This window comes from Gryllotalpicola protaetiae (genome assembly GCF_003627055.1).
GTDB classification, from domain to species: Bacteria; Actinomycetota; Actinomycetes; order Actinomycetales; family Microbacteriaceae; genus Gryllotalpicola; species Gryllotalpicola protaetiae.
This window is the reverse complement of record NZ_CP032624.1, coordinates 1938499-1950561: the sequence shown is the minus strand read 5'-3', so window position 1 is coordinate 1950561 and position 12063 is coordinate 1938499. Positions and strand designations below refer to the sequence as shown.

General features: G+C 68.3%; 13 protein-coding genes and 1 tRNA gene. 7 read left to right on the top strand and 7 right to left on the bottom strand.

Going from position 1 to position 12063, the window contains the following annotated elements:
* The first annotated feature begins 99 nt into the window (after positions 1-99).
* The 3 genes from D7I44_RS18180 to D7I44_RS09555 all read left to right on the top strand — a co-directional run bounded on the left by D7I44_RS18180 (position 100) and on the right by D7I44_RS09555 (position 2217).
* The gene (locus tag D7I44_RS18180; protein ID WP_162940180.1) at positions 100-267 is read left to right on the top strand and encodes a hypothetical protein; all 168 of its coding nucleotides are present in this window, start codon (positions 100-102) and stop codon (positions 265-267) included.
* A gap of 97 nt (positions 268-364) precedes the next feature.
* Positions 365-877 carry a DUF1453 domain-containing protein gene (locus tag D7I44_RS18175; protein WP_162940179.1) on the top strand — a complete coding sequence of 171 codons (513 nt, stop codon included), beginning with the start codon at positions 365-367 and terminating at the stop codon, positions 875-877.
* Positions 874-2217: an FAD-binding oxidoreductase gene (locus tag D7I44_RS09555; RefSeq protein WP_162940178.1), complete on the top strand. Its 1344-nt coding sequence runs from the start codon at positions 874-876 to the stop codon at positions 2215-2217. The genes D7I44_RS18175 and D7I44_RS09555 overlap by 4 nt, the downstream gene beginning before the upstream one ends.
* On the opposite strand, the gene D7I44_RS09550 is transcribed toward D7I44_RS09555, so the two are convergent.
* A complete protein-coding gene (locus tag D7I44_RS09550) occupies positions 2218-3942 on the bottom strand; it encodes an alkaline phosphatase family protein (RefSeq protein ID WP_120789288.1) in 1725 nt (574 codons plus the stop codon).
* A 137-nt stretch (positions 3943-4079) separates the two neighbouring features.
* On the opposite strand from D7I44_RS09550, the gene D7I44_RS09545 reads away from it, so the two are divergent.
* From D7I44_RS09545 to D7I44_RS09530, 4 genes are all read left to right on the top strand, one after another.
* Positions 4080-5033: a PrsW family intramembrane metalloprotease gene (locus D7I44_RS09545; RefSeq protein WP_245979507.1), complete on the top strand. Its 954-nt coding sequence runs from the start codon at positions 4080-4082 to the stop codon at positions 5031-5033.
* A 146-nt stretch (positions 5034-5179) separates the two neighbouring features.
* Positions 5180-5716 carry a hypothetical protein gene (locus D7I44_RS09540; protein ID WP_162940177.1) on the top strand — a complete coding sequence of 179 codons (537 nt, stop codon included), beginning with the start codon at positions 5180-5182 and terminating at the stop codon, positions 5714-5716.
* A gap of 102 nt (positions 5717-5818) precedes the next feature.
* Complete coding sequence (locus D7I44_RS09535; protein WP_120789285.1) at positions 5819-6229, top strand: hypothetical protein; 411 nt, start codon at positions 5819-5821, stop codon at positions 6227-6229.
* Between the two features lie 185 nt (positions 6230-6414).
* Positions 6415-6852: a nuclear transport factor 2 family protein gene (locus D7I44_RS09530; RefSeq protein ID WP_120789284.1), complete on the top strand. Its 438-nt coding sequence runs from the start codon at positions 6415-6417 to the stop codon at positions 6850-6852.
* A 40-nt stretch (positions 6853-6892) separates the two neighbouring features.
* Here D7I44_RS09530 and D7I44_RS09525 read toward each other — a convergent pair whose 3' ends face one another.
* From D7I44_RS09525 to D7I44_RS09500, 6 genes are all read right to left on the bottom strand, one after another.
* Positions 6893-7540, bottom strand: coding sequence for a response regulator transcription factor (locus tag D7I44_RS09525; protein WP_120789283.1), 648 nt, complete (start codon positions 7538-7540; stop codon positions 6893-6895).
* Positions 7525-8601 (bottom strand): sensor histidine kinase, encoded by a 1077-nt coding sequence (locus D7I44_RS09520; RefSeq protein ID WP_220093752.1) that lies wholly within the window; start codon positions 8599-8601, stop codon positions 7525-7527. Before D7I44_RS09520 ends, D7I44_RS09525 begins: the two co-directional genes overlap by 16 nt.
* Positions 8602-8833: 232 nt before the next feature.
* Positions 8834-9262, bottom strand: coding sequence for a hypothetical protein (locus D7I44_RS09515; RefSeq protein ID WP_220093751.1), 429 nt, complete (start codon positions 9260-9262; stop codon positions 8834-8836).
* A gap of 211 nt (positions 9263-9473) precedes the next feature.
* Entirely contained in the window at positions 9474-10295 is an 822-nt protein-coding gene (locus tag D7I44_RS09510) for a 2-phosphosulfolactate phosphatase (protein ID WP_120789282.1), read from the bottom strand.
* 285 nt (positions 10296-10580) lie between these two features.
* A tRNA-Ser gene (locus D7I44_RS09505) sits at positions 10581-10670 on the bottom strand.
* A gap of 74 nt (positions 10671-10744) precedes the next feature.
* A complete protein-coding gene (locus D7I44_RS09500) occupies positions 10745-12040 on the bottom strand; it encodes an LCP family protein (RefSeq protein ID WP_162940176.1) in 1296 nt (431 codons plus the stop codon).
* Positions 12041-12063 lie beyond the last annotated feature (23 nt).

Below are 12063 nucleotides of genomic sequence, written 5' to 3'. Positions count from 1 at the left end.
GCGCGGCGGTGTCCGCCGGCGTGCTCCCGGCGCCGCGCCCCCCAAGGTTTAGGGACCGCCCCTAGGGCATCCTGTCGCCACCCGGCGCACGCTTCTGCAATGGACATCGTGCTGACCGTGACGGTCTCCGCCGACGGACGGCTCGCCGGGATCGCCGCGCGCGCCGACGCGTCGGCCGCGCCCCTCGCCTTCTCCGGGAACCTCGAGCTCCTGGCCACCCTCGAGCGACTGTGCGTCGCCGATGTCCCCCGATCGGCTGACGCCTGATTCATCCGATCCGTCATCCGGGCGGCCGACGGATCCGGCGCCTGCCCGACACCAAGCTGATCCACAAGAACGACTTCTCACAGGAGGAACGAGTCACATGAGCACCACGACCGCCATCTCGACCATCGCCATCGTCGCGCTGATCGGATATTCGCTATATCGTCAGACGCGCACCAGCCGGCTCACCCGCGGCGGCCGCTACAAGATGGCGCTGATCTACGGCATCATCGGTGTCTGCCTGGGCGTCAACATCAGCCACGACCCCGCCGCGCTCGGCTTGACCGCGATCAGCCTGGCGGCCAGCGCCGGGGTCGGAGCGCTCCGCGCACAGCGCACGCGGCTGTGGCGCGACGAAGACGGCCGCGTCTTCACCCGCGGCACACGGACCACGATCGGGCTGTTCCTCGCGCTGATCGCCTTCAAGGTCGCCCTCGGCACCTTCGCCTACTTCGTCCACGTGCCGTACGAGGCCAACGTCGGCGAAGTGATGGTGATGCTCGCGCTCATGCTCGCGGTGCAGGCCACGATCGTCTGGCGGCGGGTCGAGGCGCTCGGCTGGGCGTCCTCCAGCGCACCGTCGGATCCGGTGCGCGTCGGGGCCGCCAAGTGAGCGGAGCCACGGCCGCCCTGCTCGCCGCCCGCACCGTCGGGCCCGTGTGGGATCGCTCCGCCGATGACCGCGCCGGCTACGACGCAGGACGCAGCGGATTCAACCTGGCGCTGGACCATCGCCCCGATCTCGTCCTCGCCGCCCAGGTGCCGAGTGACGTCGCCGCAGGCATCCGGTTCGCCGCCGAGCAGGGCCTGACGGTCGAGCTTCAGGCGACCGGCCACGGTGCGCATCGGGCCATGGACGGGGGGCTGCTGATCACGACGCGGGCGCTCACGGAGGTGTCGGTCGACCCGGCGCGCCGCGTGGCGCGAATCTCGGCGGGCGCCACCTCGGCCGACGTCCTCGCCGCGACCGCGCCGCACGGGCTGACCGCTCCGGTCGGCTCGGCCGCGACCGTCGGCTACGTCTCGTACAGCCTCGGCGGCGGCCTCGGCATGCTCGGGCGCGCCCACGGCTACGCCGCGGACCGCATCCGTGCCCTGCAGGTGGTGACGGCGGACGGGCGAGAGCTCTCCGTCAGCTCGGAGCACCACCCGGAGCTGTTCTGGGGACTGCGCGGGGGCGGCGGCAAGCTCGCCGCGGTCACCGCGATCGACGTCGAGCTGATCCCGTTGAGCGAGCTCTACGGCGGCGGCCTGTTCTTCGACGGCGTGCGCGGCGTCGAGCTCATCGAAGCCTTCCGTTCGTGCATCGTCACCGCACCCCGCGAGCTGAGCCTGTCGATCGCGTTCCTCCGCTTCCCCCGGGTGCCGACGGTTCCCGAAACGCTTCGCGGGCGGTACTGCGGTCACGTGCGCGTCGCCTACCTCGGCGAGGCTGCGCGCGGCGCCCGTCTCATCGCGGGGCTGCGCGCCCTGCCGACGCTCCTCGACACGGTCAGGACCATGCCGGTGACAGACCTCGCCAGCGTGCACGCCGACCCCAGGAATCCGATGCCGGTCTGCACCGACAGCGTCGCACTGCGTGGCGAGCGCGCCCTCGATCGGCTGCCCGCCCTGCTCGACCCGGATGCTCCGTTCGTGCTCGAGCTGCGCCACCTGGGCGGCGCGCTGGTAGACCAGCCCGCGCACCCGAACGCGGTCGGCCACCGCGCGGCCGAGTTGAATCTCTTCACCTCCGCCTACCCGGGCACCGATCGGGGCGGCGCGGCGGCGGCGCAGCGCCGGGTCACCGGCGCACTCGCGGAACTGAGCGTCGGCGGTCCGTTGCGCAACTTCCTGCCGAGCGGCGCCGCGGACGCCTCGGCATGCTACGAGCCCGGCCTCGCCGTCGAGCTCGCGCGTCTCGCGACCCGATGGGACCCGAGCGACGTCTTCGCGTTCGCACCCGCGCTGTGATCAGTCGCGGACCCCGAAGAGGCCGTAGCCATGCTTGCTGAGCGCGTCGTAGGCGTCGCCGAAGGTCTCAGGCACCGGCGCGCCGGGCTCGTAGCGCGCGAGGAGCAGACCGAGCAGGCCCCTGCCCGGCGCGGTGAGCGGACGCCGCCGATCCGCATCGGAGGGGGGCTGCTTCGCCGCCTCCGGATTCCGCGGAACGTAGGGGCGCGGCACGTCGGGCCACAGCTGAGGCTGCCGCGGATCCGTGCGGTTGATCGCGTTCTGGATGCCCCGCGCGTTCGCGTCGCGATGCGTGAGGGGAGCGAGCCCGTGCTGCTGCGTCACGGTGTGCACGAGCGAGGCGTGGTCCATGGGCTCATTGATGATCGTGCCGGGCTCGGTGTATGCGGAGACGACGAAGGTCGGCACGCGACCGCCGAGCCGGTCGAAGGTGAAACCCATCTCGCCGGGCTCGGGCCGTCCGGCGGGCGGCGTCGCGCGCGGCGGCGGGACATGGTCATAGAGCCCGCCGTGCTCGTCGAACGTCACGAGCAGGGCCGTGTTGATCGCGTTCGATCCCTCGGGCGAGGCGCCCGAACGGACCGCCGCGTACACCTCGGCCAGCAGCGCCTCCGCAGCGCGCACGTCGGACATCGCGCTGTCGAAGGGCGGCTGCCCCGCCACGTCGACCACTCGCGGCCGGTTCTCGGGCGGGTGCATGTCGTTGTGGTCGAACACCATCCGCGGCTCGATGAAGGCGTAGTCAGGCAGGTTCCCTGTGTGCGCGTCTTCGGCGAACTGCTCCATGCTGCGGAAGTTCGTCTTCCAATACCGCTCGATGGACGGCGCGTGCAGGAACCCGGTCAGGGAGATCACCTGCTCGGCGTCGTAGTAGACGCGCCAGGTCTTGCCCGCGTCCTCGAGCCGGTTGAAGATCGTCGGAACGCCGGGGGCGTCGAGCCACTTCTTCGGGCCGCTGGTGTACCCGTTCGTCACGAAACCGTGCGAGGTGCTGGCATGGAAGAAGGACCGGTTGCAGAACGTCTGCGACGGCACCGCGCAGTGCCAATGGTCGTAGACGGCGAAGCTCCTCGCGAGGGCGGAGAAGACGGGCAGCATCTCGGGCGAGAACCCGCCCATCACCTGGGAGTACTCCTCGACGGTGGGCTCTGCGCCGCGCTCGGCCCGGTAGTTGAGCACGTAGTCGTGCACGAAGCCCGACATCGTGGGGTGGGCGGTGTCGGCCGGGGCGTTCCAGGGCTCCCGGAATCCGTTGTGGACGAAGTCCTCGTTGCTCGCGGGGTCTACGACGCCGAACCACTGCGTGTTGACGTGGGGATAGAACTCGCCGGGGTCAGGGTCGGGACGGGACATGACGTCGTCGGTGGAGCCTTCGTACACGTGCGCCGCGACGACGGTGCCGTCCGGCGCGGTGTTCTCGTGCCGCCCGTGCTGCAGCCCCTCGAACTGCTGGCCTGCGCGCAACTCGCCGTCGGTGTAGAGCCGGCCGAGGACGTGATCGAAGCTGCGGTTCTCGAACATCAGGACCACGATGTGGTCGAAGCCCGGCTCGCGGCGCGGGGGCAGCGGGGTGAAGCCGTAGCTCTGCGCGGTGTGGTGCGCTGCGGCGACTCCGACGCCGACCCCCGCGGCGACGCCGCCGACGGCCGCCCCGGCCGCCCCGATTCCGGCGCGCTTCAGGAACTCCCGCCGAGACGGCGCGGGCTCGTCCGGGTCATCCGCCACCCGCGCTCCTTCGGACACCTGAAGCGGCCCACGAAAGGGCGCGCACGGCGTCAGCTTCCCGCGCGGCACCCTCGGTGTCAATTTCGCACGGATCCCCGCGCAACCCCGATCAGAACGAGAAGACAAGGAGAAGACGGATGAGCGTCATGGATGGCGAGGACAGAACGCCGTGGCAGGCGCCGGGGCGGATCGCGCTCGGCGCCCCGGAGCGACACGGCTGGTGGTGGAAGACGCTGCTCGTGGGCTGGGTCCTCTGGCTCGCGACGATCACCGTCACCCTGCTGACCCGGAACCCCAATCTCGTGCCGACGTTGATCCTGCTCGGCAGCTTCCTGGTCCCCTTCTGCGCGGTGCTGTTCGCCGTCGAGCGTCTGCGCGGCAACGTCACGGCGCTCCAGATCATCCTGGCGTTCTTCGTCAGCGGGGTCGCCGGCGTCCTCGGCGCCTCCTTGCTGGAGGCGAATCTGCACCAGAGCCTCTGGCTCTACGGCCTCGTCGGCCTGATCGAGGAGTTCGTCAAGGGATGCATACTCGTCGTGCTCGGCTGGCGATTCGCGCCGAAGTCAGCGACACAGGGCGCGCTGCTCGGCGCCACGGTCGGTGCCGGGTTCGCGGCGTTCGAGTCGGCCGGCTACGCCTTCAACGCCGCCCTCGGCACGCATGGCATCGACATCGCGGCGCTGCTGCAGACCGAGGTCATCCGCGCCCTTCTCGCCCCCGTCGGGCACGTCCTCTGGACAGCGATCATCGGCGCCGCGCTGTTCGGCATCGCCGAGCGGCGAGAGCGGCCGGACGACCCGGGCTATGCCTGGTCGATCTGGGTCGTGGTCGCGTATCTCGGCGCTGCCGCGCTGCACGCGCTCTGGGACTCGATGAGCAGCATCGCCTCGCTGCTCGCGCTGATCGCGACAGGCAGCACGGCACAGCTGCTGCAATACGGATTCCTGCTGCGGCGCGACGCGGATGCGGTGCAGTCTCTCTCGAGCGTGCTCTACGTGTGCGGGCTGATCGTGGTGTCGCTCGCCGGTGTGGTCACCCTGTGGGCGGTCATCCGCCGCCATCGCACCCGAGCGCGACGTCGACAGGTCTGAGGCGCTCTCGGGCCCGTCGCCCGATCGGAGGAGCGCGCATCATCCTCTGCGTCCCCCGACCAGCCGACGTCGCCGACATCGGCCGACGGCGACGCTTGGGGTCAGAGGCCAACTCAGCCTCGGATCTCATCGAGAAGGAGAACCCCATGATCGCCACCATCGCCACTCACATCGCCGCAGCCGCCGTCGCCGCTGCCATCGGAGGCGCCTCGTTGACCGGAGCGGGCGCTGCCGGAGCGCACGCCGCCGGAGCGGGCGACATCCACACCACCGTCGTCGACAAGGGCTGGTTCTCAGTCCAGGAGACGATCACCAACAACACCGACGTCGACTGGACCTTCAACCCTCAGAACACGAGCGAGGGCACTGAGAACCACTGGCAGCAGCGCCCTCAGCAGGTCCTGAAGGCGCACACCAGCGAGGTGGTGTCCGACTACACCGATGACGGCGTGCTCGGCGAGTCGCTGCAGGTGGCGTACACGATGCCGAACGGCGACTACGTCGTGTCCCTGTACCAGGCGAGCATGAGCGAACTGCCCGAGTTCGACCCGACGTTCACCGGCGTCTTCACCGCGAACCCGATCAACACCTACCCGCCGCAGGACAAGGCCTTCACCGTGTCGGACAACCCGGGATCGGGATACCGCACCGACGCCTCGTTCGCCGTCAGCGCGGCCTCATAACCGAAACAATGACCGAGTGCCCGTCCGACGACGCGCCGTTCGCGTCTCGGGCGGGCACCGGCCGTTGTGCAGCAGCCTCACTCACTGGGAGACCCCTCGAAGATGAACAGCATTCCGATCTTTCATCACATCGGAAGACCCGTCCCCGTGGACGCGCTTCAATCCGATCCGCGTGCGCGTTACAGCCCGCTGTATCGCATGTACACATTGGATCTCCCGAACGACCTTTCCCTGCATATTCAGCTGCACGCCTTCCGCGAAGAATCCGGGCTGCACGAACGCATCCGCACAGAAAGCCACGTTGCCTTCACCGTCGAAGACCTCGAGACCGCACTTCGCGGCACGGAGATATTGATGCCGCCGTACGAGCCGTTCGCCGGCTATCGCTGCGCAATCGTCTCCGTCAACCACCAACTGATCGAGCTGATCGAGACCGGCCTGTCCGATGAGCAGATCTGGGAAGAGGCGCGCTACCGCGGTGGGGTCTTGTACCCCGCCACGGACACGGATTGATCGACCCTGCGCCGACCCGCCGCCGTCGAGTCGAGAGCGACCGGCGTCAGATTGGCCTGAATCATCCGCGGATGATTGGCCGGATATCTGCGCCAATTGCAAACTAGCGTGGCGTCCATGACGCCCCTGGCTCGGCCTCCGCGTTCGCTGGAATCCACGCAAGAACTATTCGAAAGACAGATCCCATGAACGACGCAGCGCCCAAGCTTGAGGCCATCAACAGGTTCTTCGCCGCATATGCCACCTACGACGTCGACGGGATGCGGGACGTGATGACGCCCGACATCGAATGGGTTATCCCCGGACACCATCCCCTGGCGGGAACCAAGCACGGCGTCGACGAGGTCGCGGAGTTCATCACCCAACTCGGCAAAGCAGGATTTCGTGCTGAGCCGCTATTCCTAGAAGCCAACGACCACTACGTCGTCGACATCCATCGAGGCTGGACCACGGACGGGATCGGGAGTGTTGACACTCTCTGGGCGCTCGTCTGGCACTTCGACGGCGACAACAGAATCGACCGAGTCGTCAACCTCAGCGCGGACCAGCACCAGATGGATGCCTACGTCTGGGCGAACTATCGCCTCGCGCCGCTTCCAGCGCGCCTCGCGTCGGGGCGATGACCTCGCTGAGCTCCGCACCGAACGCCTCGGCCTCGCCCTTTCATGCGCCGCTCAGGTAGGCCAGCACCGCGAGGACGCGTCGGTTCGCCCCGTCATCTTTGCCGAGTCCGAGCTTCTCAAAGGTCGTTGTTGTGTACTTGCTCACTGCTCCCTCGCTGAGATGAAGCGCTCGAGCGATCGACTGATTCGAGAGTCCCTCCGCCATGAGCGCCAGGATCGACCGCTCACGCTCAGTCAGCACCGCCAGCCGCGATGTGCTCACCGGTGTTGCGAAGAGCTTCGAAACGACCACCGGGTCCAATACAGTCGCCCCGGCTGCCACGCGTTCGAGCGCGTCCACGAACTGCTCGGCGTCGAAGACGCGATCCTTGAGCAGATAGCCCACGCCGCCTGTGTCATCCGCGATCAACTCGCGCGCATACAACTGCTCGACGTGCTGCGAGAGGACGAGGACAGGGAGACCGGGCACCTCGCGTCTCGCAGCAAGAGCTGCGGCAAGGCCTTCGTCCGTGTTGCTCGGCGGCATCCGCACGTCGATCACGGCGACATCCGGACGGTGCATGAGCAGCGCTCGGGTTGCCTCTGGCCCCGAGGTGGCGGTGGCAACGACTTCATGGCCGAAAGACTCGAGCAGACGGACAAGACCGTCGCGGAGAAGGTACTGGTCCTCGGCTACAACAACGCGCACGGCATCCTTACGGTGATCTCAGTGGGACCGCCCGACGGGCTGGTCACGTCAAGGGTTCCATCGAAGGCCCCGGCTCGCCGACGAACACCGTCGAGCCCTCCACCGGCGACGATCATCGCTCCGCCGCGGCCGTCGTCGCGGACGATCACAGCGACATGGCCGGGCTCTTCGCGCACGATGACACTGCCACGCGCTGCATCCGAATACTTCGCCATATTGGCAAGGGCCTCAACGACGCCGAAATAGAGCGTGGCCTCGACAGGCGACGGCAACCGCAAGCCGTCAGGCGCCACCACCTCGATCGGGACCGGGGAGTCGAGCGCGACCGCTCGCACAGCGGCGACGAAGCCGCGCTCGACGAGGACGGGCGGATACACCCCGCGTACGAGGCCGCGAAGGTCCTCAAGCGAATTCGCAGTGCCTGCGCGCGCGAGCTTCAGCAGTTCTCTCGCGCGGTCCGGTTCGCGCTCAAGCAGACGTTCCGCCGTCGCGAGGTCGATTCCGACTGCCACGAGCCGAGCCTGCGCGCCGTCGTGCAGATCTCGCTCGATCCGGCGAATCTCGGCATCGTGCGCGGCTGTGAGGTCCGCGCGCTGCGCCTGCGACTCGGCCGCTGACCGCCCAGGCGTGAGCCAGCGCGCGGCGACCGGGCGTGTGGCTCGCCACGCGAATGGTGCGAGAGCGAGCGACGCGGCCGCAACCGCGACGCCAGCTGCGATACCTGGCGCCGTCACCGATGCGATCAAGATGGCAGCGCCGAACAGCGCGTAGGCCGGGAACCCGGACACGATAGCCACGACGAGCGCTGGTCCGAGAACCCATCGCACCTCTCGCCAGTACGCTCGCTCAAGCACACGGCTGAGTCGCAGGTCGGATTCCGCGTCGGAGCGCGTTCGTTCGTACGATCTGCCGTTCCACCAATAGCCGGTCGACAGCTGCACCGGTTCAGGAAGTGCCCGGAAGCCGTTCGGCAACCTCAGCCCGCACCAGCGAACCAGCAGGCTGCGGAACAACTTGGTGACCGGGTGCGCAAGCGCAAGCGCAGAGATTGCGATGAGCACTGACAGCGCTCCCCACGACCAGGGATTCCGCCATGACCATGGGCCACCGAGAAGGCCGAAGGAAGCGAGCACCGGAAGGAGCGCTGCCGCGGTCGGGACGATCAGTGCGCAGAGCATGAACCCGAAAGACCGCACGAGTCCGCGACCGGCCGAGAGGGGGGCAGCGCGCAGTCGTGCTCGCATCAGCCGCCTCCCCCCTCAGTGGCGCGCACCGCGCGCGGTGGCCTGCTTGTCACCGAGTCTGCCCTGCAGGGCGAGAGGAGTGCGATGCCACACGCCATGCGATGACCGCGACCGGAACCAGAGCAATCGCCCCGATGCCCTGGAGCGCGGCATACCAGGCCGGGCAGACCCCCGGAATGAGGTCGACGACGATGATGGCGATCGGCAAAACCGTGGCCATGATGCGGATTCGCCCAAGTGCCTCGCGGTTGCCTCTGGCGGCACGACGAACGAACCACAGCAGCAGGGGTGCAACCGCGAGCAGGATCAGGGCTCGTACCCACATGAACGCGCTAGGCGACCCGCCGAGGACCGCCGAACCGATCACCGTTGCCACCACAACCGCATTCGTCACTCCGTAGATCCAGGTGCACTTCCGCACCGCCTCCAGCAGTTCAACTGTCGGGGCATCGGTCGTCATCTGCTCGTTCTCAGCCATGGTTGTCTCCTCACATCAAGCGGCTGAGAACAACGCTAGAAACGGCGAGGTGCCCGGGCTATGGGCCTACACCCCAACCATGGTGGGCCTGTCCCCACCGGTTGGCTCGGCAGCCGAGCTGGCGTCCGCCATGTCGGTGAGCGGGCCGTGCGAGCGTGTCGGCGACGAGGCGACCTCGCGATCGCGAGCACCGGTACCGGTACCGGGGCCGTCATACGAGCTGCGAACGCACGGCCTTCTCTGCGCGATAGACCCCGTCACGCATCACCGGGACGACGTCGGAGACGTCCAGCTGAGCGGCGCTGGTGACGTCGTCGAAGCCGCCGGAAGACGCGAGTTGGCCGGCGGCCGCGAGTTGACGAGCGCTCACGGATTCCGCAAGCAGCTCGCCTGCCGCATGCCGCAGCCTGTCGAACGAGGCCGCAGCGACGGTCGCTTCGGGCGACGGGGAGCCGATGCCGAGCAAGGCAAGGGCGCCGACGAGCGCGCCGGCCGCGAGCTGGTCCTCGACAGCGGGCCGCAGGAGGTCGCCGGGATGGCGTTCGCCCGCGGCCACGATGGCGACGCCCGCACGGTGCCCGAGGACGCGTTGATGCTCGAGGATCCAGCGCGCGACGGCCGAGTAGTTGCGCAGGTTCGCTGCCACGACGGGCACGCCGAATGAGGCCGCCTCTGTCGAGACGCGCGCCCCGTTCAAAGACACGATCACGGCTCGCCGCGCGCCGAAGGCAGCAACGTTCTTCGCGTTCATGCTCGTCGGCGAGAGGGACACCCCTGGTTCGTTGCGGCGCGCGGCGACGCGAGCGCCGATCGACGCGGCGTATTGCTCAGCGGCATCGCGATCGACGGTGCGAAACGGCTCGATCTCCAAACCCTGCCCGACGCCGAGCTCGACAGTCGTGGTGAAGGAGATGGTGTCGATGACGATGACAACGCTCGTGCCTGACGCGATGCTGCGGAGGCCCTCGACCCCCCAGTCGAAGCGCACCTCGTAGCTGCCTTGTGTGGTCTCGCCGGCGCTCGCCTGGGGCATCCCTTCACCCTATAGGGGGCGAGCGGCAGCTCGGCGGCCCGAGCCTTATTCGCGAGTTCCCCGGTTCTCAGCACCGCGCTCACACCACTCTCACCAGGTGATGTCCCTCTCGCCTCTGATCAGGGGTTTTGTTGCAGATCAGCCGCGCTGGGGTCCCCAGGGGGTCCCCGGCTGCCGAAATGGTGACCCCCTGGGGACCCTCGGAACCCCTGAGGGTCCCCATGTGTCGCAAGAATTGATCGATGCAGCGCAATAGAAAAGCGCCGATGACCAGCAAGAAAAGTGCGGAGACGAAGGGATTTGAACCCTTGGTCCCCAAGAAGGGGACTCCACCTTAGCAGGGTGGTGCACTCGACCGGACTATGCGACGTCTCCAATGCTGACCGGGCCGAGACCCTGACAGACATCCGTTACACCTTATCAGGCAGAGACTGGCCGCTCAGCCAGCATCACTCACCCGGGTGGCCGGTCACGCCCTTCGTGCAGGTCTGCTGATCGGCGGTCTGACCGGTCGCGTTCTTGCTCAGCGTCACGTCGCCGGGGGGCGCCGTCGCGGTCCCGGTGGCGGGCGGTGCCGTCGCCGCGCCCGCGGGCGCAGACGGCGTCGAACTCGGCGCCAGCTCGGTGCCGCGGCCTGTCGTCGCCGAGAGAACGACGGGCTGATCGTTCTGAATCGCCTTCGCCAGAATCGGCGCGCCGTAGGTGTCGGGAACCACCCGGTTCGGGTTGGTCGGATCGGTCAGCACCGGGTACTGCACGAAGGTGATCTGCGACAGCGGGATGCTCTTCAGCGCGACCGCCATGCCGACCATCGTCTTCGCGTCGCCCATCGTGTCGGAGAGGGTCATGTTCTGGGTCGCGGCGGCGGCCAGTTGGTAGAGCTTGATCGGGTTGCCGAGCGTTCCCGCAGAGGTGATCGTGCGCAGCAGCGACGACAGGAAGTTCTGCTGATTGCTGATGCGGGCGAGGTCGCTGCCGTCCTCGACGCCGTGTCGCGAACGCAGGAACTGCAGCGCCTGCTGGCCCTGGATGGTGCTCGTTCCAGCTGGCAGGTTCAGCCCGACGTACGGGTCGTTGATGGGGGTCGCGAGGCAGACGGGAACGCCGCCCACGGCATCCGACATCGCCGCAACCCCGTCGAAGCTGATCTCTGCCGCGTAGTTGATGTCATCGATGCCGATCAGCTTCTCGATCGTGAGCACCGGGCAGGTCAGCCCGCCGTAGGTGAGCGAGGTGTTCAGCATCTGCGCCGACATCGCGCTGTACCAGCCGCCCTTGGGGCTCGGGCACGAGGGAATCGGGATGACGAGGTCGCGCGGGAAGCTGACGACCGTCGCCGCGGTGTGAGCGGCGTTGACGTGCAGCAGCATCGTGACGTCGTTGTTGCCCGCGCCGCTCGACGCCCGCAGTTCCGCCTTGCTGTCGAACTGTCCGCCCTGGCCCGTGCGCGTGTCGGTGCCGACGAGCAGCACGTTGAACTCCCCGGCGAGCGCCGTCGCCTCGGGCTCGATGGTCTTCGTCACGGGCGGCGCGGTCTGACCGACGTCCTTCTGCTGGACGAGGTGGACCTGCGCGTTCGTCTGCACGTTGTGGCTGATGTCGGCCACCGCGATCGCGGCGATCCCGAGCGAGCTGACGACCGCGACACTGACGACGGAGGCCACGATCTTCGCAGCCAGGGCGAGCGGATGCCTGCCGGCGGCGCGTGCGTGCCGCAGCACCGGCCCACGCCCCGACTCGCTCATCTGCACTCCACACGATCGCTGCG

What these genes read in the sequence shown, in the direction of transcription:
- D7I44_RS09545 (WP_245979507.1), top strand. Translation starts at nt 4,080, where the DNA reads ATGAGCGTCATGGATGGCGAGGACAGAACGCCGTGGCAGGCGCCGGGG.
- D7I44_RS09510 (WP_120789282.1), bottom strand. Translation starts at nt 10,295, where the DNA reads ATGCCCCAGGCGAGCGCCGGCGAGACCACACAAGGCAGCTACGAGGTG.
- D7I44_RS09530 (WP_120789284.1), top strand. Translation starts at nt 6,415, where the DNA reads ATGAACGACGCAGCGCCCAAGCTTGAGGCCATCAACAGGTTCTTCGCC.
- D7I44_RS18180 (WP_162940180.1), top strand. Translation starts at nt 100, where the DNA reads ATGGACATCGTGCTGACCGTGACGGTCTCCGCCGACGGACGGCTCGCC.
- D7I44_RS18175 (WP_162940179.1), top strand. Translation starts at nt 365, where the DNA reads ATGAGCACCACGACCGCCATCTCGACCATCGCCATCGTCGCGCTGATC.
- D7I44_RS09500 (WP_162940176.1), bottom strand. Translation starts at nt 12,040, where the DNA reads ATGAGCGAGTCGGGGCGTGGGCCGGTGCTGCGGCACGCACGCGCCGCC.
- D7I44_RS09515 (WP_220093751.1), bottom strand. Translation starts at nt 9,262, where the DNA reads ATGGCTGAGAACGAGCAGATGACGACCGATGCCCCGACAGTTGAACTG.
- D7I44_RS09535 (WP_120789285.1), top strand. Translation starts at nt 5,819, where the DNA reads ATGAACAGCATTCCGATCTTTCATCACATCGGAAGACCCGTCCCCGTG.
- D7I44_RS09540 (WP_162940177.1), top strand. Translation starts at nt 5,180, where the DNA reads ATGATCGCCACCATCGCCACTCACATCGCCGCAGCCGCCGTCGCCGCT.